Annotated in this window: 19 protein-coding genes; 7 read left to right on the forward strand and 12 right to left on the reverse strand. The window is 68.5% G+C overall.

All coding sequences use genetic code 11. The features are described from left to right. Positions 1 to 36 precede the first annotated feature (36 nt). From FGL91_RS03840 to FGL91_RS03850, 3 genes are read right to left on the reverse strand one after another with little or no spacing between them, the layout of a single operon-like run. Positions 37 to 915: a carbohydrate ABC transporter permease gene (locus FGL91_RS03840; protein ID WP_131493533.1), complete on the reverse strand. Its 879-nt coding sequence runs from the start codon at positions 913 to 915 to the stop codon at positions 37 to 39. Continuing rightward, the gene (locus tag FGL91_RS03845) at positions 915 to 1853 is read right to left on the reverse strand and encodes a carbohydrate ABC transporter permease (RefSeq protein WP_047524204.1); all 939 of its coding nucleotides are present in this window, start codon (positions 1851 to 1853) and stop codon (positions 915 to 917) included. The genes FGL91_RS03840 and FGL91_RS03845 overlap by 1 nt, the downstream gene beginning before the upstream one ends. Further along, positions 1850 to 3136 carry an ABC transporter substrate-binding protein gene (locus FGL91_RS03850; RefSeq protein ID WP_153243137.1) on the reverse strand — a complete coding sequence of 429 codons (1287 nt, stop codon included), beginning with the start codon at positions 3134 to 3136 and terminating at the stop codon, positions 1850 to 1852. Before FGL91_RS03850 ends, FGL91_RS03845 begins: the two co-directional genes overlap by 4 nt. Before the next feature lie 134 nt (positions 3137 to 3270). On the opposite strand from FGL91_RS03850, the gene FGL91_RS03855 reads away from it, so the two are divergent. Beyond that, positions 3271 to 4491, forward strand: coding sequence for an ROK family protein (locus FGL91_RS03855; RefSeq protein WP_153243138.1), 1221 nt, complete (start codon positions 3271 to 3273; stop codon positions 4489 to 4491). A 36-nt stretch (positions 4492 to 4527) separates the two neighbouring features. Here FGL91_RS03855 and FGL91_RS03860 read toward each other — a convergent pair whose 3' ends face one another. The 5 genes from FGL91_RS03860 to FGL91_RS03880 all read right to left on the reverse strand — a co-directional run bounded on the left by FGL91_RS03860 (position 4528) and on the right by FGL91_RS03880 (position 11464). Then, positions 4528 to 6525, reverse strand: coding sequence for a BCCT family transporter (locus tag FGL91_RS03860; protein WP_153243139.1), 1998 nt, complete (start codon positions 6523 to 6525; stop codon positions 4528 to 4530). A gap of 199 nt (positions 6526 to 6724) precedes the next feature. Then, entirely contained in the window at positions 6725 to 8065 is a 1341-nt protein-coding gene (locus tag FGL91_RS03865) for a dihydrolipoamide acetyltransferase family protein (protein ID WP_047524201.1), read from the reverse strand. 120 nt (positions 8066 to 8185) lie between these two features. Further along, positions 8186 to 9151 carry an alpha-ketoacid dehydrogenase subunit beta gene (locus FGL91_RS03870; protein ID WP_047524248.1) on the reverse strand — a complete coding sequence of 322 codons (966 nt, stop codon included), beginning with the start codon at positions 9149 to 9151 and terminating at the stop codon, positions 8186 to 8188. 11 nt (positions 9152 to 9162) lie between these two features. After that, positions 9163 to 10290 (reverse strand): thiamine pyrophosphate-dependent dehydrogenase E1 component subunit alpha, encoded by a 1128-nt coding sequence (locus tag FGL91_RS03875; RefSeq protein WP_131493541.1) that lies wholly within the window; start codon positions 10288 to 10290, stop codon positions 9163 to 9165. A 106-nt stretch (positions 10291 to 10396) separates the two neighbouring features. Next, positions 10397 to 11464 carry a histidinol-phosphate transaminase gene (locus FGL91_RS03880; protein WP_131493543.1) on the reverse strand — a complete coding sequence of 356 codons (1068 nt, stop codon included), beginning with the start codon at positions 11462 to 11464 and terminating at the stop codon, positions 10397 to 10399. 85 nt (positions 11465 to 11549) lie between these two features. Between FGL91_RS03880 and FGL91_RS03885 the strand changes: the two genes are divergently transcribed. The 3 genes from FGL91_RS03885 (at position 11550) to FGL91_RS03895 (ending at position 12586) form a co-directional block, all read left to right on the forward strand. Further along, the gene (locus FGL91_RS03885) at positions 11550 to 11756 is read left to right on the forward strand and encodes a ribbon-helix-helix protein, CopG family (RefSeq protein WP_047524198.1); all 207 of its coding nucleotides are present in this window, start codon (positions 11550 to 11552) and stop codon (positions 11754 to 11756) included. Then, on the forward strand, positions 11753 to 12115 hold the full coding sequence (locus FGL91_RS03890; RefSeq protein WP_131493545.1) for a type II toxin-antitoxin system death-on-curing family toxin: 363 nt from the start codon (positions 11753 to 11755) through the stop codon (positions 12113 to 12115). The genes FGL91_RS03885 and FGL91_RS03890 overlap by 4 nt, the downstream gene beginning before the upstream one ends. 66 nt (positions 12116 to 12181) lie before the next feature. Continuing rightward, positions 12182 to 12586, forward strand: a complete 405-nt coding sequence (locus FGL91_RS03895) for a phage holin family protein (protein ID WP_047524196.1) — start codon at positions 12182 to 12184, stop codon at positions 12584 to 12586. Between the two features lie 32 nt (positions 12587 to 12618). Here FGL91_RS03895 and FGL91_RS03900 read toward each other — a convergent pair whose 3' ends face one another. Further along, a complete protein-coding gene (locus tag FGL91_RS03900) occupies positions 12619 to 13902 on the reverse strand; it encodes a hypothetical protein (RefSeq protein WP_131493547.1) in 1284 nt (427 codons plus the stop codon). After that, positions 13899 to 14156, reverse strand: coding sequence for a hypothetical protein (locus tag FGL91_RS03905; RefSeq protein WP_047524195.1), 258 nt, complete (start codon positions 14154 to 14156; stop codon positions 13899 to 13901). Before FGL91_RS03905 ends, FGL91_RS03900 begins: the two co-directional genes overlap by 4 nt. Positions 14157 to 14332: 176 nt before the next feature. Here FGL91_RS03905 and FGL91_RS03910 point away from each other — a divergent pair, with 176 nt between their 5' ends. Together FGL91_RS03910 and purB are read left to right on the forward strand one after the other, a co-directional pair. Continuing rightward, the gene (locus tag FGL91_RS03910; protein ID WP_231555083.1) at positions 14333 to 14782 is read left to right on the forward strand and encodes a low molecular weight protein-tyrosine-phosphatase; all 450 of its coding nucleotides are present in this window, start codon (positions 14333 to 14335) and stop codon (positions 14780 to 14782) included. 23 nt (positions 14783 to 14805) lie between these two features. Further along, positions 14806 to 16188 (forward strand): adenylosuccinate lyase, encoded by a 1383-nt coding sequence (gene purB, locus FGL91_RS03915; protein WP_052193805.1) that lies wholly within the window; start codon positions 14806 to 14808, stop codon positions 16186 to 16188. 20 nt (positions 16189 to 16208) lie between these two features. On the opposite strand, the gene FGL91_RS03920 is transcribed toward purB, so the two are convergent. Continuing rightward, on the reverse strand, positions 16209 to 17537 hold the full coding sequence (locus FGL91_RS03920; protein ID WP_165875478.1) for an alkaline phosphatase family protein: 1329 nt from the start codon (positions 17535 to 17537) through the stop codon (positions 16209 to 16211). 294 nt (positions 17538 to 17831) lie between these two features. Between FGL91_RS03920 and FGL91_RS03925 the strand changes: the two genes are divergently transcribed. Further along, the gene (locus tag FGL91_RS03925; protein ID WP_131493551.1) at positions 17832 to 20051 is read left to right on the forward strand and encodes a PQQ-binding-like beta-propeller repeat protein; all 2220 of its coding nucleotides are present in this window, start codon (positions 17832 to 17834) and stop codon (positions 20049 to 20051) included. On the opposite strand, the gene FGL91_RS03930 is transcribed toward FGL91_RS03925, so the two are convergent. Further along, positions 20041 to 21048, reverse strand: a complete 1008-nt coding sequence (locus tag FGL91_RS03930) for an Lrp/AsnC family transcriptional regulator (RefSeq protein ID WP_165875479.1) — start codon at positions 21046 to 21048, stop codon at positions 20041 to 20043. The genes FGL91_RS03925 and FGL91_RS03930 overlap by 11 nt on opposite strands. Positions 21049 to 21132 lie beyond the last annotated feature (84 nt).

The raw sequence follows: 21132 nt of genomic DNA on the forward strand, positions 1-21132 counted from the left end.
GGTGGTTCCGGTGGTTCGTGTCGTTCGATGAGGTGGTCAGCCCTTGACGGCACCCTGCGTGACGCCCTCCATGACCCATCTCTGGGTGAACAGGTAGGCCACGATCGCGGGTGCCATCGCCATCAGGTACGAGGCGAAGGCGACGTTGTAGTTGTTGCTGAACTGGTTCTGGAACAGGTTCTGCCGCACGGGCAGTGTCTGCAGCGCCGGGTCGGCGATGATGAGCGACGGCATCATGAAGTCGTTCCAGGCGTAGAGGAAGGCGAAGATGCCGACGGTCGCGCTCATCGGCGCGAGCAGCGGGAAGATCAGCTTCCAGAACGTCTGCCAGGTCGTGGCGCCGTCGATGCGGGCGCTCTCCTCGAGCTCGATCGGGATCGACCGCAGGAAAGCGGTGAACAGCAGCACGCTGAAGCTCAGCTGGAACATGGTCGCGAGGATGATCACCCCGAACGGGTTGTCGAGTCCGACGCGTCCGGTGAGCTGGATCTGCGGCAGCGCCACGACGGGGAACGGGATGAACATCGCCGCGAGCAGGTAGAAGAACGAGTAGCGGAACAACCGACGGTCCCAATTGCGCACGATCGCGTAGGACGCGAACGCGGCCAGCACGATCGTCGCGGTCACCGTACCGGCGGTGACCAGCAGGGAGATTCCCGCGCCGACGGGGAACTTCGTCAGCGTCCACGCCTCGACGAAGCCGTCGAAGCTGAACGGGGCCGGGAGCGAGAAGGCGTTGCCGTCGACCGCCTGCCCGGTGGTCTTGAGCGCCATCGAGATGGTCACGTACAGGGGCAGGAGGACGGTGACCGCGCACAGGATCAGGATGACCGTGCCGGACCAGTTCACGCGCTCCATGCGCACGCGTGGCTTCTTGCCCGAGGTGGGGATGGTGGTGAGTGTCTGCGTCGACATCAGAGTGCGTTCCTTCCGCGCGTCAGCGACAGCTGGAGGAGGGAGATGAGCACGGCGACGATGAAGAAGATGGTCGCGTTGGCCATCTGGTAGGCGTAGTCGCCGCCGTTGAAGCCCGCGATGATCGTCATCGCGACGCTGCGGGTGGACGTGCCCGGACCTCCGTTGGTGAGGCCGACGATGATGTCGTAGGCGTTCAGGAAGCCCTTGAACCCGAGGATGACGTTGATCACGACGTAGCCCGCGACCAGCGGGAGCGTGATGCGGGTGAGCTGCTGCGCCTTGCTGGCGCCGTCGATGCTCGCCGCCTCGTACACCTCGCCGGGGACGGACAGGAGCCCGGCGATGTAGATCAGCAGCGTCCCGGGCACGGCCTGCCAGGCGGTGACGATCACGATGGCGATCCAGGCGAGGTCCGGATTGGCGAGCAGGCTCGTCTCGAGCCACGGGATGCCGGCCGCCGCTCCCGCCGCAGGAATCGAGTTCGAGAACAGGAAGTTGAAGACGTAGGCGATGATGATGCCCGAGATCACCATCGGGATGACGAAGATCGTCCGCAAGCCCGTCTTGAACCGGATGCGCGAGGTGAGCCCGACGGCCAGCAGGAACGCGACCACGTTCACGACGACGACCGTGGCGATCGAGAACCCGAACGTGAACAGGTAGCTCTGCAGGATCGACGGATCACTGAACAGGGCGATGTAGTTCGTCAGCCCGTTGAAGCTCCACTCCCCGATGCCGATCGAGTCGGTGAAGCTGAAGAAGATGCCGATGACGCCCGGCAGCGTGATCGCGAGTGTGAAGAGCACCAGCGTGGGCAGCAGGAACAGGTAGTAGATCGGCTCGACGCGACGCGTGTGCCGCCGGAGCTTCCGGTCGCCGCCCGTCACGATGACGGTCGTGCTGTCCGACGCCGAGGGGGTCGTCGTGGTGCTCATGATGCGCCCTCCTCACCGGCGGCGTTGTCCTGGGTCGAGGGGATCGGCGCACGGAAGGCGATACGGGCCCAGTCCGCGTCCATCGTGCGCAGGATGGAGGTCGGCGAGGCCCCGAGCACCATCGCCTGCGCGTAGTTGAAGATCGGGAGGGTCTTGGGAACGAGCACCGACGGGCCCTGATAGATCTGCCCCTCGTCGTAGTACTCGATCATCCCCTCGATACGGGGGTCCTCCGGAGCCGGCGCCCCCTTCGTCGGGGTGAAGCCCAGCTGCGAGGCGTTGTACTCCTCGATGTTCTGGGGCTCGTAGAGGAACTCGAGGAAGTCCCGGGCGGCCTCCTTGTGACGGGAGCCCTCCGGGATCATCGCGGCGAGGTCCATGTTCACACGCACGCCGAGGTCGTCCGGATCATCGGTCATCGGCAGCGGGAAAGTGCCCAGCTGCAGATCGGGCGCGGTCTTCGCGATCTCACTGAACGCCCACGGCCCCTGCAGGTACATCGCGGCCTCCCCCTTGGCGAAGGCCAGGTTGCCGTCACCGTAGCCGCGGCTCGGCGCATCCGCGTTCGTGTAGTCGTTCGCGAGCTGCATCATCTTGTCCATCGGCTCGGCGAAGTCCTTCGAGAACGAGACCTCGGAGTCGGGCCCCACCTCCGCCCCCTCGTCCGCGAGGGCGTCGAAGAACTCGATCACGTCGACCGAGCCACCCGCGGTGTAGTCGTACCAGCCCTGCCCCACGGTCCAGTCGTCCTTGAACGTGCCGTAGAACGGGTCTACGCCGGCGGCCTTCAGCTGGTCGCACACGGCGAGCAGCTCGTCCCAGGTCTGCGGAACCTCGAGACCCTGCGCCTGGAAGATCTCCTTGTTGTAGATGACCGATGCGGCCATCACCGAATACGGCAGCGCACTCGTCCGCCCCTCGCAGGAGCCGTACTGATCCATGAGCGGCTGCAGGTCGTCGCGGATGTCCGCGGCCGCGTCTGTCTCGGACAGATCGGTGAGGGCGCAGCGCTGCACGAACCGGGCGATCTCGTAGTTGTAGTTGGCGAGCATGATGTCGGGCGGATTGCCCCGCACGAAGCTCGCCGAGACGACATCGACGCCCGAGGTGTCGATCTCGACCCGCACGTCGCTCTGCGACGCGTTGTACTCGGCGACGAGGGCGGTCATGAATTCGATCGCCTCGCGCTTGCTGAAGGTGAAGCGGATGGTCTCCGCTCCTGAGCCCGGGGCGCATCCGGCGAGCGCCGTGCCGACCAGGGTGACCCCCAGGGCTGCGGCCATCGCTCGGGCCGCTCGTGTTCGTCTCTCAGACACCGTCGTCCTTCCGATATATAAATCCACAGACTAAATCTAGTGAGCGAATTTACTCTGTCGAACGGTACTCTCTCATTGGGAAGACAGGGAGGTCAAGTGTCGTGACAGAAGTCTCCGCAGACCTGGGCACCGGCCGCGCGAGCGTGGGGGCGGTCCTCGACTTCGCCTGGACGGCCGGCGAGTTCACCGCGACCGAGGCGATGGCGGGCACCTCCCTGACCCGCTCGACGGCCATCGACGCGATCGACACCCTCGTCGGGGCCGCCGTGCTGTGCGAGCTTCCGAACGCCCGCGCGGTCGGCGCGTACCGCTCCGGCAGACCCTCGCGGCGCTTCGTCTTGGCTCCCGACCTCGGGGTGGTGATCGGCGTGGATGCGGGGGACACCCACCTCGCCGTCACCGTGGCCGACCCTCTCGACCGCATGCTCGTGCACCACCGCCTGGAGTTCACGCCCTCGCAGTCGGCCGACGAACGGCGCGCGACGATCCTCGAGCGCCTCGGCGACGCACTCACCGAAGCCGAGGTGACGCCCGACCGGGTGCTGGCGCTGTGCGTCGGCGTCGCGGCACCCGTGAACCGCGATGGCGTCTCCCCTCCGCACCCCGACGGCTTCTGGGAGCGCACCAACCCCGGCCTCGCCGAGGCCCTGCGCGACTGGGCTCCCGTCGTGCAGATCAAGAACGACGCACAGCTCGCCGCGATCGCCGAGGGGACGGAGGGAGCGGCGATCGGATGCCGCGACTACGTCGCTCTGCTCGCGAGCGAGAGATTCGGCGGCGGCGTGGTGGTCGACGGCCACGTGCTGCACGGCGCGCACGGCGGCGTCGGTGAGGGCGTCGTGTTCGACCACATCGTGGGCGTCGGATCGGCGTTCGGACTCCGCTACGCGGTGGAGGATCAGGTGCGGGCGGCGGTGGATGAGGGCGAGATCGCGGCGGACAGCGCGGTCGGACGCCTCGTCGCAGCAGACCGCATCGATCCCCGCCTCGTGCTCACCCTCGCAGCGTCGGGTGACCCGGATGCCGAGCTGGTCACCTCTCGCGTCGGGGCCACCGTCGCTCGTATCGTCGGCGTGCTCGGCAGCATGTACGACCCGGCGCGCGTCATCGTGTGCGGAGCAGTCGCCGAGAGCATCGAGCCTGTGCTGACCGCCGCCCGGCGCATCCTCCCCGAGGAGCTGCACCTGCCGGCGCCGGAGATCCTCGCCTCGACGCTCGGTGCCGAGGTCGTGTCACGGGGAGCCGTCGCGACCGCTCGCCGCGCGGCCAGGGAGTACGCCGTGCCCCGCCTCGCCGAGGAACGCCTCCGCGCGAGCGCGTAAGGCCGCGAGCGCGTAAGGCAGAGGAGCGACGCGCGGTCAGTCGCGCCCCTCCTCGTCCCCCGTCGTCTCCTCCGGCTTCTGGCGCGCGCGGAGTCGAGTCTCCCGCCGGTTCTCGCCGACGGTCAGGGAGGCGTCTCCGGAGGCGGTGTGGGCGGGGTTGCCCGGCCCCCGCGGCTGGATACGACCGGGCTCGAGCGTCCGGGTGACGTCTTCGGCCGAGACGACGGGGATCTGCCCGGTGGCGGTTTCGTACCACTCCGTCAGGGCAGGATCATCCGTGTCGATCCCCGCGCCCGCACCTTCGTCGGCGGCGACCTCGGTCGCGCCGAACACGAAGTCGTCGCCGTGCTCCGCGATCCCGCGACGCACTCCCTGTGCGATCGCCGCACGCGCATATCGATGACGCAGCATGTAGGGGTCCGTTCGCAGCTCCTTCGCCCACGCGATCATGATGCCGATCACGATGATCGCGAACGGCAGCGCCGACACCACCATGATCGATTGGAGACCGGACAGAGCGGTCTGACCGCCGGCGAGGAGGAGCGCGAGTGCTGCCGCGCCGAGCAGAAGCCCCCACGTGATCGTCACCCAGGTCGACGGCTCCGGTTTGCCGCGCTGGCTCATCGAGCCCATCACGATCGCCGCGGAATCCGCCGAGGTCACGAAGAACAGGATGATCGAGATCATCGCGAGCACGGAGAGCACCACGCCGAACGGCAGCTCGCCGAGAACCGCGAAGAGGATCGCTTCCGGCGACCCCGCCTCCGCGATGCCACGCCCCTCGGACTCGAACAGCATCGTGGTCCCGCCCATGATCCCGAACCAGACGACGCAGACGATCGACGGCACGACGATCACGACGGTGACGAACTCCCGAAGCGTCCGACCGCGGGAGATCTTCGCGATGAACATTCCCACGAACGGCGTCCAGGAGATCCACCAGGCCCAGTAGTAGTTCGTCCAACTCGACATGAACGCGGCGGCGTCCTCGCTCTGGGCGGGGTTGCGTGTGAGCATGATCCACAGCTCCCCGAAGAACGCGGAGACGCTGGCGGGGATCATGTTCAACAGGAACAGGGTGGGACCGGCGATGAAGATGAACAGACCGATCACGGCGGCGATCACCATGTTGATGTTCGACAGCGCCCGGATGCCGCGCTTGATGCCGGAGACCGCGGAGACGACGAAAGCGGCCGTGAGGACCGTGATGATGACGATGAGGCCCGCGTTACCGAGCGGCCCGATGCCCGTGACGACCTCCACACCACTGGCGATCTGAAGGGCTCCCATGCCGAGCGTGACGCCGGTACCGAAGAGCGTCACGATGATCGCGAAGACGTCGATCACGGCGCCGATCCAGCCATCGGTGCGCTCGCCGAAGATCGGCCGGAAGATCGCCGAGATCAGTGGAGCGCGGCCTCTTCGGTACGCCGCGTAGGCGATCGCCCCACCGACGAGCGCGTAGAACGCCCACGCCATCGGACCCCAGTGGAGGATCGACTGCGCGAGCGCGTCGAGCATCGCGTCGCGGCTCCCCTCGGCAGCCGTGAAGCCCGGCGGAGGATCCATGAAGTAGGTCAGCGGCTCTGCCGGCCCCCAGAACAGGAGGCCGATCCCCATGCCTGCGGAGAACAGCATCGCGATCCATGACACGGTCGAGAACTCCGGTGACTCGTCGTCGGCGCCCAGCCGGACGCCGCCGGTGCGGCCGTAGCCGACCACGAACATGAAGGCGATCGTCACCACGGCCAGCAGGGAGAACAGCCACCCGAAGTTGTCCGTCACCCATCCGAGCGATGCGGCACCCGCCGCGCTGATGCTCTCCGGGGCGAGGAAGCCCCAGATCACGACCGCCAGCACGAGCACACCGGCGACGCCGAACACGATCCAGTTCGTGTTGAACACACGGGGTGTGTCTTCCACACCGATCCCGGGGATCAGCGCGGGGTGGGTCACTTCTTTCAGGATCTTCTTCGGCGAAGGTTTCCCTGGCATCGAGGTCTTGCTCTCGGCGTCTCGTTCTCGGTCGATCATCGTGATCTCCTTACGCGGCCGGTTCTTCGGGTCAAACTGGTCTTTCCCGCGAGGGCTGAGGTGCTGGACCTCACGATAGGCGAGGTTTCCGCGCGGAACCGCGCAGGAACACACGACTCCGCGCCAACCCGGCGTCTCCCGAGGCGCGACGCAGGACCGGCATGCCCCGGTGAGACGCTGCCGCTCGCACGGCGCGGGTTCAGTCGACCAGCAGCGCGGGCTCCTCGAGCACCGAGGCGACGTCGGCGATGAAGCGGCTCATGCCATCGCCGTCGATCACGCGGTGGTCGAACGATCCGGCGACCGTGGTCACCCACCGAGGACGCACCTCGCCGTCGACGACCCACGGCTTCTGACTGATGGTGCCCATCGCCACGATGCCGGCCTCACCGGGGTTGATGATCGGGGTACCGGCATCCATCCCGAACACACCGATGTTCGTGATGGTGATGGTGCCGCCCTGCTGATCGGCCGGCGGGGTCTTGCCCTCGCGCGCGGTCAGCGTCAGACGGTTCAGCGCCCGAGCCAGGTCCTTCATCCCGAGGTCCTGCGCGTCCTTGATGTTCGGCACCAGCAGGCCGCGCGGGGTGGCGGCGGCGATCCCGAGGTTCACGTAGTGGCGCACGGCGATCTCCGCGCCGGCCTCCGTCTCGATCCACGCCGCGTTGACCATAGGCGTGCGGCGGGCCGCCCAGATCACGGCGCGGGCCATGATCAGCAGCGGCGAGACCCGGATGTCGGCGTAGTCGGGCGAAGCCTTGAGGCGCTTGACGAGTTCCATCGTGCGGCTGGCGTCGATCTCCTTCCACACCGTCACGTGCGGGGCCGAGTACGCGCTCTGCACCATCGCCGAGGAGGTGGCCTTGCGCACACCCTTGACCGGGATCGACTCGGTGCGGTCGTCTCCCGCGGCCGACGGCTGGGTCGGGGCCAGACCACGCGCGAGTCCTGCCGGTGCGGCCTGCGGAGCGGGCACGGTCTCCTCACGCACGGTCCCCCACTCCGGGGTCTCGATGTTGCGGAAGACACTCGCCTGCGACGCGTGCTTCATGACGTCATCCCGGGTGACCTCGCCGTCGGAGCCGGTCGCGGCGACCGTGGTGAGGTCGACGCCGAGGTCGCGGGCGAGCTTTCGGATCGGCGGCTTCGCGATGACACCGACCGAGGAACGCACCGGGCGCTCGGCCGGACGCTTGCGACGTGAGGTCGCGCCGCCGCCCGTGCCGTAGCCGACCAGCACCGAGCCTCCGCCCTCTTCCGCGACCGGAGCAGCGGGTGCAGCCGGAGCAGGTGCCGGGGCATCGGTCACGAAGGTGATGATGGGCGTGCCGACCTCGACCGTCGCGCCCTCCTCGACGAGGATCTCGCCCACCACCCCCGCGTGCGGAGACGGCAGCTCGACGAGGGACTTCGCCGTCTCGATCTCGCAGATCACGTCGTTGATCGCGACCGTGTCGCCGGGGGCGACCTTCCAGGCCACGACCTCGGCTTCGGTCAGCCCTTCCCCGACGTCCGGGAGGTTGAAGTTCTGCGTGCTCATGATTGATCCTCTCGTGGACCGCGTGCATAACTCCGCAATTCCGACACCGAGCGCGTCATCCGAACAGGGCTTGAGCCCCACCCGAGCTTTTCTTGAGGAGTTGTGCACATGGACGGACGGTCAGTAGGCCAGGGAGCGATCGACGGCCTCGAGGATGCGGTCCGCATCCGGGAGGTAGGTGCCTTCGAGCTTCGCGGGCGGGAACGGGGTGTCGTAGCCGGAGACGCGCAGCACCGGGGCCTCGAGCGCATAGAACGCCCGCTCCATCACGGTCGCCGCGATCTCGCCGCCGATGCTGCCGAAGCCCTGCGCCTCCTGGGCGTAGACCATGCGTCCGGTCTTGCGCACCGAGTCGAGGATGGGCTCGTAGTCGACCGGCGACAGTGAACGCACGTCGACGACCTCGCAGCTCGTCCCCTCGGCCTCGGCGAGCGCGGCGGCCTGCAGCAACGTCGTGACCATCGCGCCGTGTCCGACGAGCGTCACATCGCTGCCGGTGCGGACGACACGTGAGGAGTGCAGCGGCACAGCGGAGGCGTCGAGCTCGACCTCGCCCTTCTGCCAGTACCGGCTCTTCGGCTCCATGAAGATCACCGGGTCGTTCGACGCGATCGCCTCCTGGATCATCCAGTACGCATCGTTGGGCGTCGACGGCGAGACCACGCGCAGGCCGGGAGTGTGCGCGAAGTACGCCTCCGGGCTCTCCTGGTGGTGCTCGACCGCGCCGATGTGCCCGCCGTAGGGGATGCGGATCACGATCGGCATGCTGATCGCGCCCTCGTGCCGGTTCGTGAGCTTGGCGAGCTGCGTCGTGATCTGGTCGAACGCGGGGAACACGAATCCGTCGAACTGGATCTCGATGACGGGACGGTACCCGACCATCGCCATGCCGATCGCGGTCCCGACGATCCCCGACTCGGCCAGCGGGGTGTCGAGCACCCGGCGGTCGCCGAAGTCGCGCTGCAGGTGCTCCGTCACACGGAAGACGCCGCCGAGCTTGCCGATGTCCTCGCCCATCAGCACGACCTTCGGGTCGTCCTCCATGGCCTTGCGCATCCCCGCGTTCAGCGCCTTGCTGAGCGGCATCGTCTCGAGGGTCACTGGGCTCCTCCTTCGAACGACGCCTCATACTGCGCGCGCCAGGCCTTCTGCTGGTCGATCAGCGGATGCGGCTCGCTGTACACGTGGTCGAACATCTTGTCCGGGCTGGGCGGCCCCAGCTCGACCGTGCGGGCGCGCAGATCTTCCGCGGCATCCGCCGCCTCGGCCTCCACGTCGGAGAACAGCTGCGCCGATGCTCCCCGGCCTTCGAGGAACGCGCGCATCCGGACGATCGGGTCGCGCCCGGCCCAGTACTGCTCCTCGTCGCTGCCGCGATACTTCGTCGGGTCATCGCTGGTGGTGTGTGCGCCGAGCCGGTAGGTGACCGCTTCGATCGCCTGCGGACCCTTGCCGCTGCGGGCCTCATCGAGAGCTGTGCGGGAGACCGCATAACTGGCGAGCACGTCGTTGCCGTCCACGCGGACGCTCGGGATGCCGTAGCCCGCGCTGCGCTGCACGAGCGGAACCCGCGACTGCGTCGAGACCGGCACCGAGATCGCCCAGTGGTTGTTCTGCAGGAAGAACACGGTCGGCGCCTGATAGCTCGCGGCGAAGACCATCGCCTCGTGCACGTCGCCCTGACTGGAAGCGCCGTCGCCGTAGTAGACGATGACCGCTTCGTCACGGTCGGCCTCACCGGTTCCGGTGCGGCCGTCGAACACGAGTCCCATCCCGTAGCCGGCCGCATGCAGCGCCTGCGAACCGAGCACCAGGGTGTACAGCCGGGTGTTGCCGTTCTTCGGGTCGGTCGGATCCCACCCGCCATGCGAGACGCCGCGCATCAGTTTGATGATGTCGACCGGATCGACGCCGCGGATGCGAGTGACCGCGTGCTCCCGGTAGGAGGGGAAGATCGTGTCCTGCGCTCGGGCGGCACGACCGGAGCCGACCTGCGCCGCCTCCTGTCCCCGGCTCGGCGGCCAGAGCGCCAGCTGCCCCTGTCGCTGCAGGTTCGTCGCCTGGGTGTCGATCGCACGGATGACGACCATGTCCCGGTAGAACTGCTCGAGCTCGGCATCGCTGATCGCCTCGATCAGGGGAAGGTATCGCTCAGCGGCGGCGGACGGAGCGAACCGTCCGGTCTCGTCCAGAACGCTCACAAGGGGTGTCTCGGAGGTGGTCACGCTCTCACGCTACCCGCGCCCGCATGCCCGGTCACGCATACCTAGGACGCCCTTGCAACTGCCCGGAAACCGGAGAAACACGGGCGAAGACGCCCGGGCGCCACGCTCAGCGGACCGAAGACGCGACCTCGAGCACGCGGGCGATGGAGGCTTCCTCGCCGACGGAGATGCGAATGCCGTCTCCGGAGAACGGACGGACGATGAGGTCGTTGGCGACGAACGCCGCGGCCACGTCGTCGGTGCGCTCTCCCGTGGGCAGCCACACGAAGTTCGACTGCGAGTCGGGGACGTCCCAGCCCTGCGCGCGGAGCCCCTCGGCCAGGCGGTCACGGCGTTCGACGATCGCGGCGACGCGCTCGAGGAGCTCCGCCTCGGCGTCGAGGCTCGCGATCGCGGCGTTCTCCGCGGCGGAGGTGACCGAGAGCGGGATGCCCGTGGTGCGTGCGGCGTCGAGCACCTTCTCGTGCCCGATCGCGTAGCCGACGCGGAGACCGGCGAGGCCGTACGCCTTCGAGAAGGTCCGCAGCACCACGACGTTCGGGTGCGCGTCGAACACCCGCTCGGCGAGACCGTCGACCGCGTCCGGGGCCGTGACGAATTCGGCGTACGCCTCGTCGAGGATGATCAGGACGTCGTTCGGGACGCGCTCGACGAAGGCGGCGAACTCGGCCGAGGTGACGATGGGCCCGGTCGGATTGTTGGGCGTGCACACGATGATCGCGCGGGTGCGTTCGGTCACTGCATCCGCCATGGCGCCGAGGTCGTGGCGGGAGTCCGCGGTGAGCGCCACCTGCACCCCGGTCGCGCCGGCCACGAGCGGCAGGCTCGGGTACGCCTCGAAGGAGCGCCAGGCGTAGATGACCTCGTCGCCCTCCGACGCGGTCGCGAGGATCAGCTGATGCAGGATCGACACGCTGCCGGACGCGACGTGCACCTGGTCGGGCTCGACCCCGTAGCGCGCACCGAGTCGTTCGCGCAGACGAGTCGCGGTGGCATCCGGGTAGCGGTTGACGGGCGTCGTCCGCTCCAGTGCCTCGAGCACGGAGGGCAGCGGATCGAAGGGGTTCTCGTTGCTGGACAGCTTGAACGCGTCTGGCCCCGCTTGCTTGCCCTGGCGGTACGGCGCGAGTGCGGCGATGGCAGGACGGATGCGGGGCAGGATCGGCTCGGTCACGAGGTCGAGTCTACGAGGACCGCGGCTGTGGCAGCAGTGTCGATACGCCCTGTTCCCGCCCGATGCACGGTGGTACCATTTTGGTATGGCGATGACGGTGCGACTTCCGGAAGAACTCGATGCGCAGCTCGGCGAGCTGGCATCACGACGACACACGTCGAAGCACGCCCTCCTGATCGAGGCGGCGGATCGCTTCCTCCGCGAGGAGGTGACCACCGAGCAAGCGGTGGGCATCGCCCGCGGCATCTCCGACCGGTACGCGGACCTTCTCAAGAAGCTCGAAGACGCGTGACCCGGTACCTCGAGCTTCCACACGCCGTCGCGGTCGCCGAGGAACTGGGCCTCCACATCCGAGACATCGGGCTCCTCTCCTCTGCCCTGGCCCGTCCCTCCAGTTCGATGTTCGGTGTCGAGGCGTACCCGGACCTCGAAGTCAAGGCTGCCGCCCTCCTGTCCTCGTTGAGCCAGAACCCCCCTCTGTTCGATGGGAACAAGCGCTTCTCCTGGATCATCACTCTCACGTTCCTCGAAATGAACAGCATCGTCATCGACATGAACACGGACGTAGCCTTCGACCTCATCCTCCGTGCAGCCCAGAGCCTGGCCGATCTCGACGAGATCGCCGCACTGCTCCGCTCGAACCGACGCTGAGCGTCCGCGCGATCAGCCCGGCAGCAGGCTGACAGCCGCGGACGTCCGTGGGACACTGGTCGGACTATGCGCTTCCTCATCCGCGTCGTCGTCAACGCCTTCGCCATCTGGGTCGTCACCCTGATCCCGGCTCTGCAGGTCGTGATCACACCCTTCCCGCCCGGTGAGACCCTGCAGCTGGTGCTCACCCTGCTCGCGGTGGCCGCGATCTTCGCGCTCGTGAACACGATCATCGGCACCGTCGTGAAGATCGTCGCGTTCCCCCTCTACATCCTCACGCTCGGCCTGATCGGCTTCGTCATCAACGGCTTCCTACTGTGGCTGACGGCATGGATCACGAGCGGCTTCGGATGGGGCCTCGCGGTCGGCGACTTCTGGTGGGGCGTGCTCGCCGCGCTCATCATCTCGGTGATCAACGGCATCTTCGGCTTCATCCTGCGCCCGCAGAACAAGAACTCCCGCCGCGACTGAGGCCCCGGCCTCGAGCCGGAGCGTCGTCCCGCTCAGCGGGGTGTCCTCTCGGCGCGGTACTCGGTGCGTTCGATCTCCACCGCGGTGGCGAGCTCGGCCCAGTAGGCGTCGAGGGCCTCGGCCCGCGGGTCATCCGACGCATCGACCATCTCGGCCGTCTCGATGTAGGTCTCGAGCGCGTGCGCCCGCAGCGCGACATCCTGGAGCCCGGCCCGAGGATCACCGACACGCGTCGCCGTGAAGCTGTCCGCCGACCCGGTGCCCGCCGCCGACCCACCCGCGGCGAGGTTCGAGACCAGGTCATCGGAGTGCCGAAGCTGGATGAGCGTCTGATCGTGACCCAGCGAAGGCTGCTGCGGACTCCCCGCAGTCACCTGCATGCCGACGTCGTAGGGGCTCTCCGTCGCCAGGTGCGCCGCGATCATGCCCCCTTGCGAGTAGGCGACCACGTCGACCCGGTCGCCGGGCTCCGCCCCCGCCTCGGTCAGCGCATCGAGGGTCGCCTGGTACGACGCCGATGTGTGTCCCTGATACAGCTCGACGTTCGACTTCATGTCCCACGGCTCCTCCTTCCCGCCCTCCCACGGCGCACCGTTCCTCGTTCCCGCGATGTACGTCACGAAGCGGGTCCCGCCGTCGGCCATCGTGTACTTCTCCACCGCGACCTGTGCGGTCGAGGACGGCATCCGCCGGAGCGCGCCGGTGAGGTTCTGCGGCGCGGCAGGGGTCGAGGCCTTGACCGGAGTCACCCGGATCGGATCCGGCCGCCCCTTCAGCGGCGCCTCTGCGACCACCGCGCCGAGCCCCGTGGCGACGCCGATGAACGCCCCGGCCAGGAACAGAGGAGAGAGCAGGCCGCCCGCGTCGAACTGGCGTCCCGTCCCCTGGAACCGCCGATCCTCCCAGCCCGCCACCAGCCAATCGGCCATCACCCCGACCCGCTCATCGCCGCTCACCAACTGCTCCAGACGCGCCTCTGCCGCTGCCGCTGCCGCCGCGTCGGTGAGGGCCAGCGCCTCGATCTCGGCCCGCAGCTCGACGACCTCGAAGGCATCGGCCATCAGCTCCGTGCCTATGCACGCGTCGAGGAGTTCGGCCCCCAGGGCGCCGAGTCGCTCCGCACTCGCTGCCAAGGCGTTCACATCGACCTGCGGACAGGCGGCCGGTGCCGAGAGGATCACCTCCTGCGCTCGCACGACCGCGGAACGGGCGTCTTCGTAGCGCTCGGCCACGCCGCGCATCCGGGATCCGACGTCGCGCAGCTGTCCGGTGTCGACGGCGATCGCCCCGCCGTGCCCGATCTCGAGCCCGCTCACCCCTGCGCTCCGAGCTCCCACTCGCGCACGGTCAGGTGTCCGAGTTCGACGCCCGTCTCCTCTCGGAGCCGTCCCAGCAGGTCGTGCAGCGCACGGAATCCTTCGGACTGCCAGTCCGCGTCGTCGACGAGTCCCACCAGCGCCGCACCCGCATCCTCCAGCATCGACACGGCCGCCCCGATCTCTCGGTGGGCGACGAGCCGAGCCCAGACCTCGGCGGAGGTGAACACACGTCCAGGGGAGAGCGAGTACATGGCTTCAGCCTGCGGGATCGACCGACGTCTCTGAGCGCCATACCCACGGCCGGTGGAGAGGTGGGGACTCCTCCAGGCTGTGCAGGATGGCCCGAGGCGGGCAGAATGTACCTGTGACGTCCCCCGTTCCCTTCCGCGTGATCTTCGTGTGCACAGGGAACATCTGCCGCTCCCCCATGGCCGAAGTCGTGTTCCGCGACCTCGCCGAGAAGCAGGGACTCGGGTCGCGCATCGTCTCTCGCAGCGCCGGAACCGGAGACTGGCACCTCGGCGAGCGCGCCGACGAACGCACGATCGAGTCGCTCTCCCGCCGCGGGTACGACGGCTCGCTCCACCGCGCACGGCAGTTCACGTTCGCCTCGTTCGCCGAGAACGACCTCGTCGTCGCACTCGACCGCACGCACGAACGCATCCTGCGGGAGTGGGCGCGCGACGAAGATGAGGAGGGCAAGGTCACCCTGCTGATGGCCTTCGACCCGAACGCCTCGACCCACGATGTCCCCGATCCCTACTACGCCGGGGCGGAGATGTTCGATTCGGTGCTCGGTATGATTGAGACGGCGACCCGGGGTCTGTTCCGCCAACTGGAGCCCGCGCTGCGCCAGCCCCGCACGCCCCGCCTCTGAGGGGCCCGATCAGGAGGATTCCCCTGACTTTCCAGCCTTCGCTCCCGCCGCAGCCCCTGAGCCCGCTCGACGGTCGCTACCGCGGCGCCGTCACCGGTCTCGCCGACTTCCTCTCCGAAGCCGGACTCAACCGCGCGCGGGTCGAGGTCGAGGTCGAGTGGCTGATCGCCCTGACCGACCGCTCGCTGTTCGAGACGACGCCGCTCTCGGACGCCGACAAGGATCGCCTGCGCGCGCTGTATCGCGACTTCGGCCAGGCCGAGATCGACTGGCTCGCCGAGAAGGAAGCCGTCACGCAGCACGACGTGAAGGCGATCGAGTACCTCGTGCGCGACCGTCTCTCGACGCTCGGCCTCGACGCCATCGCCGAACTCACGCACTTCGCCGCCACGAGCGAGGACATCAACTCCGCCTCGTACGCGCTCACCGTGAAGCGGGCGGTCGAGCAGGTCTGGCTCCCCGCCCTCGACACCGTCATCGCGAAGCTCCGCGAACTCGCCGTCGAGCACGCCGATGCGGCCATGCTCTCCCGCACGCACGGCCAGCCCGCGACCCCGTCGACCATGGGCAAGGAGCTCGCAGTGTTCGCATGGCGTCTGGAGCGCGTGCGCGGTCAGATCGCGGCATCCGAGTACCTCGCCAAGTTCTCGGGCGCGACCGGGACCTGGTCGGCGCATCTCGCGGCCGACCCGGATGCCGACTGGCCGACCATCGCCCGTGAGTACATCGAGGGCATGGGGCTGGGCTTCAACCTCCTGACGACCCAGATCGAGTCGCACGACTGGCAGGTCGAGCTCTACGACCGTGTGCGGCACGCGGGCGGCATCCTGCACAACCTCGCCACCGACATCTGGACCTACATCTCGCTCGGGTACTTCGCGCAGATCCCGGTCGCCGGGGCCACCGGCTCGTCGACGATGCCACACAAGATCAACCCGATCCGCTTCGAGAATGCCGAAGCGAACCTCGAGATCTCGGGCGCCCTGCTCGCCTCGCTCGGCCAGACGCTCGTCACCAGCCGCCTGCAGCGCGACCTGACCGACTCGACCACGCAGCGCAACATCGGTGTGGCCTTCGGACACTCGCTGCTCGCGCTCGACAACCTGCGTCGCGGCCTCAACGCGATCTCGCTCTCGCGCGACGTGCTGCTCGCCGACCTCGACGTGAACTGGGAGGTGCTCGCCGAAGCCATCCAGACCGTCATCCGCGCCGAGGTGGTGGCCGGTCGGTCCACGATCACGGATCCTTACGCGCTCCTCAAGGAGCTCACGCGGGGTCACCGGGTGGGCGCGGCCGAGCTCGCGACGTTCGTCGAGGGCCTCGAGATCGGGGATGCCGCCAAGCAGCGACTCCTCGCGCTGACCCCCGCGACCTACACCGGCATCGCGGAGCGCCTGGCCCGCTAGCTAGACGCTCCGCCGCGCCGTCAGCGCCTCCGGATCGCCTCGTTGAGCACTCGTCCCTCTGCAGCAGCCGGGGGGTCCATGCCCAGAAGGGCGGAGACGGTGGGCGCGATGTCGACGTGCCGCGGAGCCTGCGCGACGTGATGCGGCCGCACACCGGATCCGGCGAGCACGAGCACCGTCTGCATGGTACGCGACACCCCATGCACACCGGACACACCGTCCGACGGAGTCCCCCCGAGACTCCATCCCTCCTCGGGCTCGATCACCAGCTCTCCGTACTTGGCCGACATGCGCATCGCTTGCTGATCAGCCTCGTCGTAGACGGCAGCGACGTGCGGCATCGCGGCGACGGCGGTCTCGATGGCGGCCGCAGCGACCGGGTCTCCTGCCGCCTCGCCCACGAGGTGCAATGATCCGACGCCGCCCACGACGATCACCGCGTCGGTGTCGGGCCGAGGAGACTGGCCGGCGGTCAGCAGTTCCGCCTGGTAGCCGGCGCCGGTGATCGTCGAGAGCAGCTCGTCGCGCATACCCTGCGTGAAGGTCTCCATGCCGTGGTCCCCGGTCACCACGAATGCCGTGCGTCCGAAGATCCCGGCATCCTTGGTCGCCTGCACGAGGCGACCGATCTGCTCGTCGACCTCGGCGATCGCGGCAGGCATGTCGGAGGCATCCTTCCCGTCGGCGTGACCGAGGGCGTCGAGACGGTCGCAGTACACCGCGAGCAGCTCTGGGATGCCCGCCATCTGCACCGACGTCCCCGCGCTCATCACGGGCCGCCCTTCCAACACGGCGACAGCGTCGTCTGTGCGGCGCGCACAGTCACCGCCAGGCTGTGTGTACAGGCCTTGGGGATCACCGAACGCAGTACCGTGATTCTGAACGATGAACCACTGCGACGACAGCACCGCACCGCCCTGATCCCTGATCGATTCCGCAATCGTCGGCACCGCGAGGTCACGCTGCTGCCCCACAGCCTTGCCCGTAGCGGGGTCGAAGAAGTAGGCAGCGTTGTCGTGCGTCTCCGGCCACGCTCCCGTGGCGATCGACGACCAGGATGGATTCGTGATCGAGGTCATCACACCGGTCGACTCGCTGATGGCGCCGCGTTTCGCCAGCGCGCGCAGGTTCGGCATCGCGTTGCCGGCGAGGTAGTGGGGGTCAAAACCGTCCAACGCGATAAGCACCACGTGATCGGCCAACACGGACGGACTCCCCGAACCGCCGCCTGACCCTCCCGGCGTTGCGGCCGCGGGAGCCGCCACGGCACTCGTGGCCATCGCCACGGCGGCGACCAGGCTCAGCACCCCTGTCGCCTTCGTCGTTCTCCTCGTCGTGGATCCGCTCATTCTGCCTCTCCTCACGTCATTCCGGCTCGAGCCCATCGTCGAGCCTTTGCAATCGACGGTGTCGGCAGCCCACGCGGGGATTCAAGGTGCGAGGCATCCAGTGCAAGGGATCACCCATCCGGTCGCGCCGCTTGAGCGATTCCGGCACGCACGGCCACCTCCGGGGATGAACGGTTTCTTGCGCACCGAAGCCCCCTGCTGTCGATCCCTCGCATTCCTCCGCGCGTGCACGGCACCCGTGGCGGGGTCTCGATTGGGTGCTGCAGGGACGCCCACGACGAGGAGGAGCGGACAGTGGAGCACACACCATCGAACAGACCCCCGGCGGAGACCCCGCTGACCCGGCGAGGATTCCTCGGCCTGTCAGCGGCGGGGATCGCCATCGGAGCGACGGCGGCATGGGGGCCATGGCCCGGCGCCGGGGTGGCCGCCGCGGCGACGGACGATCACGGAGGGCGCACGCTGCGGTTCGCCGTCCTGACCGACACTCACGCCAACGAGGACGAGGCCACCCGGATGGCCAACCTCCGCCGGATCTTCGCGGCTGTCGAGGCGGAGGATCCCCAGTTCGTCCTGCACTGTGGCGACATCACCGACTACGGCAGCGACGAATCGTTCAGCGCCTATCGCGACCTGATCCCGTCCGCGCTCTGGGAGCGCGTACGGCACGTACCGGGAAACCACGAGATCCGGTGGGACACCAGCGCCCGCCGACGATTCCAGCACTGGTTCGGGCCGACGAGCTACGGCTTCGACGCCGGAGGCGTGCACTTCATGGCGCTCGACCCTACACAGTTGCTGCAGGAGCCCGGCCTCTTCGCCGACGACCTCGCGGCCCTGGAGGAGGAACTTCGCGGGGTGGGCGACCGACCGTCGCTCCTCTTCCTGCACTATCCGGTCGGCGGAGCCAACTACTACGTCAACGACACGGATGCGCTGCTGCGCACCATTGCCCCCTTCCCTGTGCGGGGCATCTTCGCAGGACATCGCCACCTCAACGAAGTGGACCGCTTCAACGGCCTGACCCAGGTGACCACCAACGCCGCGCGCCCGGGGCCGTTCTACCTGCGGGTCACCGAGCGCCACGGTCGGCAGGGGCGGATGCTCGTCGTTGAGCACGTGGCCCTGGGCGCGACCGACGCCGAGGTGCCGACGGTGGAAGCGCTTGCCGAGATCCCGCTTGAGAAGCCCTCGGCGTCTGCTGAGACGATTCGCATCGCCGCGCGCCCGGGCCCGGACGAGGTCGCCCTCACCGCAGTCGCGGGCCGGTCCGCGGTCGCCGTCGACGCCCGGCTGCACCCGCAGTCCGTGTTCGGCGCGAGGGACGAGCGCGCGTGGATGCCCCTCGCCGCCCGGGGACGCTCCTGGCACGGTGCGGTCGACCGCGTCGGAGTCGCCCCCGGCATCCATCGCGTGCAGGTACGCGCGGTCGACGAGACCGGTGGGCGCCGCGAGGAATGGACGGAGGTCGAACTGCCTGGTTCCACACGCGCCCGCCTCGCCTGGGAGCTTGACATCGGCGGCCAGCTCCAGGGAGCCCTGATCGCGCGCGATTCGACGGTAGTCGCGTGCTCCACGTCGGGCCACGTCACCGCGGTGGACGCAGCCGGGCGGGGCAAGCCTCGTCGCATCTGGACCGCGGAGGCTGGTCCTGTGCATCGAGGCGCCGCCTTCACCCCCGACGGCGGGGCGGTCATCGTGCCCAGCACGGACGGGCGCCTGCTCGCGCTCGACACAGGCACGGGACGCACCGTCTGGACCAGTCACTTCGAGAAGCCCGTACTCACCACGCCTCTCGTGGCCACCACCGCGGAGCACGGCGGTCGCATCCTCGTGTCTGCGGAGGACACGCTACGGTGCCTCACCGTGGACGGCGCGACTCTCTGGGAGGCCCCGGTGCCGGTGCGTACTGCGGGGCGCGCCGCGTGCGACGGCGAGCGCGTCTACGTCGGCGCCGGTGATGGGCGGGGATACGCCTATGACCTGCACACCGGCACTGTGCTCTGGTCGGTTCTGACAACCGACCGTCCTGACCGGTACCGACAGCTCATCTACGGGCCTTGGGACGACTGGGTCGAGGTGCTTCCGACGGGCGCGGTGGTCTTCAGCACAGTCGCCGATGCCATCGCCGTCGATCCGCGTGATGGCAGGGAGATCTGGCGCACACCGGGGAGCTACATCTTCGCGCCGAGCCTGCCTCTTCCGGACGGCGGGTTGCTGCTGACCTCGGAGTGGGGGGTGGTCACTGCTGTAGACCAGGCGACCGGTGCGACGCGGTGGAGCACGCAGGCGGTCCCGCGCGTCGTCAACGCCGGGCCGGTCATCGACCCTCGCACCGGGTCAGCGTGGCTCGTCTCGGTCGGCGGCCTGCTCGCTGAGGTGCGCACCGCCGACGGAGCCGCGTCGGTAGATCGGCAGCTGTTCACGGCGAACACTTTCTCGACGCCTGTCCTGGCGGCGGATCGCCTCGTCGTCGCGGCTCAGGACGGTGTGCTGCGCGCCTTCACCCTCTGAGCCGGACGGCGGCGCCGGGCTTCTTCACCGCGAGGTCGCGGAGGAGCCCGGCGCGCTTGACGGAGCGCAGCGCCACCGCGACGTCGGCGTGCTGAAGCCCGGGAAGGCCGCCGATCGCCGAAGAGATGAACTCGTACAGGGCGGCGTCCGACGAGAGGGCGACCTCGCCGCACAGGTTTCGGTCGCCCGTGGTCGCCGAGATCATCAGCGTAGACGGATGCTCCGCCAGCATCTCGCCTGCACGTCCCAACTGTGTGGGATTCACGCTCAACGAGATGAAAGCGTTCACGGGAAGGCCGACCGATTCCGGGTCGACCACCGCGCGCATGCGGAGCGCACCGGATCCGAACATCGCCTCCGCGCGGCGGCGCACGGTGACCGGACTCGCGTCGCAGCGGTCGGCCAACTGCTGCCACCCGAGGCGCCCATCGCCTGCGAGCGCGTCGGCGATCCGCTCGTCCAACGCGTCCAACCGCACGAGGTCTCCTGGGAGCGGATCCCGCCAGGGGTCGAACCGCTGCGAGCGCAACTGCGCCGCGATCTCCTCGGACAGCAGCTCCGGCAGCCAGCTGTGCGGGGTGGCGAAGCGGCGAACGACTTGGTTGCTCCAGACAGCCAGGACGCCGTCGAGCGAGGGGAGCTGCTCGAGGGTGATGGCGAGCAGGTGGTCGTTCGAGGTGTAGTTGATCTCGGCGACGCAGTCGACGCTTCCCGTGACGAGCTTGACCGAGCCGCATTCAGGCCAAGCTGCGAGCCTCTGCGCCGACCGGTTGCCGTCGCCCGGCCGGCATCGCAGCCGCACGAACAAGGATCGGGAGCGTGCGGTCGCCTCGCCGTCGAGCACGCCGATCACGCGCACGGCCCCTTCAGCGATCAGCCGCGACACCCGGCGCGATGCCGTTGCCTCGGAGGTGAACACGGCATCGCTGATCTGGGCATTCGTGGCACGCGGGTTGGCCAGCAGCGCACCGACGATGCGTCGGTCGAGATCATCCACGGATCGTACAATACCTTCACTATGAGCGTTCCAGAAGATGATTCTTTGCATCAACGCAAGGAATCTCACCATAATCGCTCGCGC

Origin of the sequence: Microbacterium sp. CBA3102 (assembly GCF_007954505.1) — a bacterium.
GTDB lineage: Bacteria > Actinomycetota > Actinomycetes > Actinomycetales > Microbacteriaceae > Microbacterium > Microbacterium aurugineum.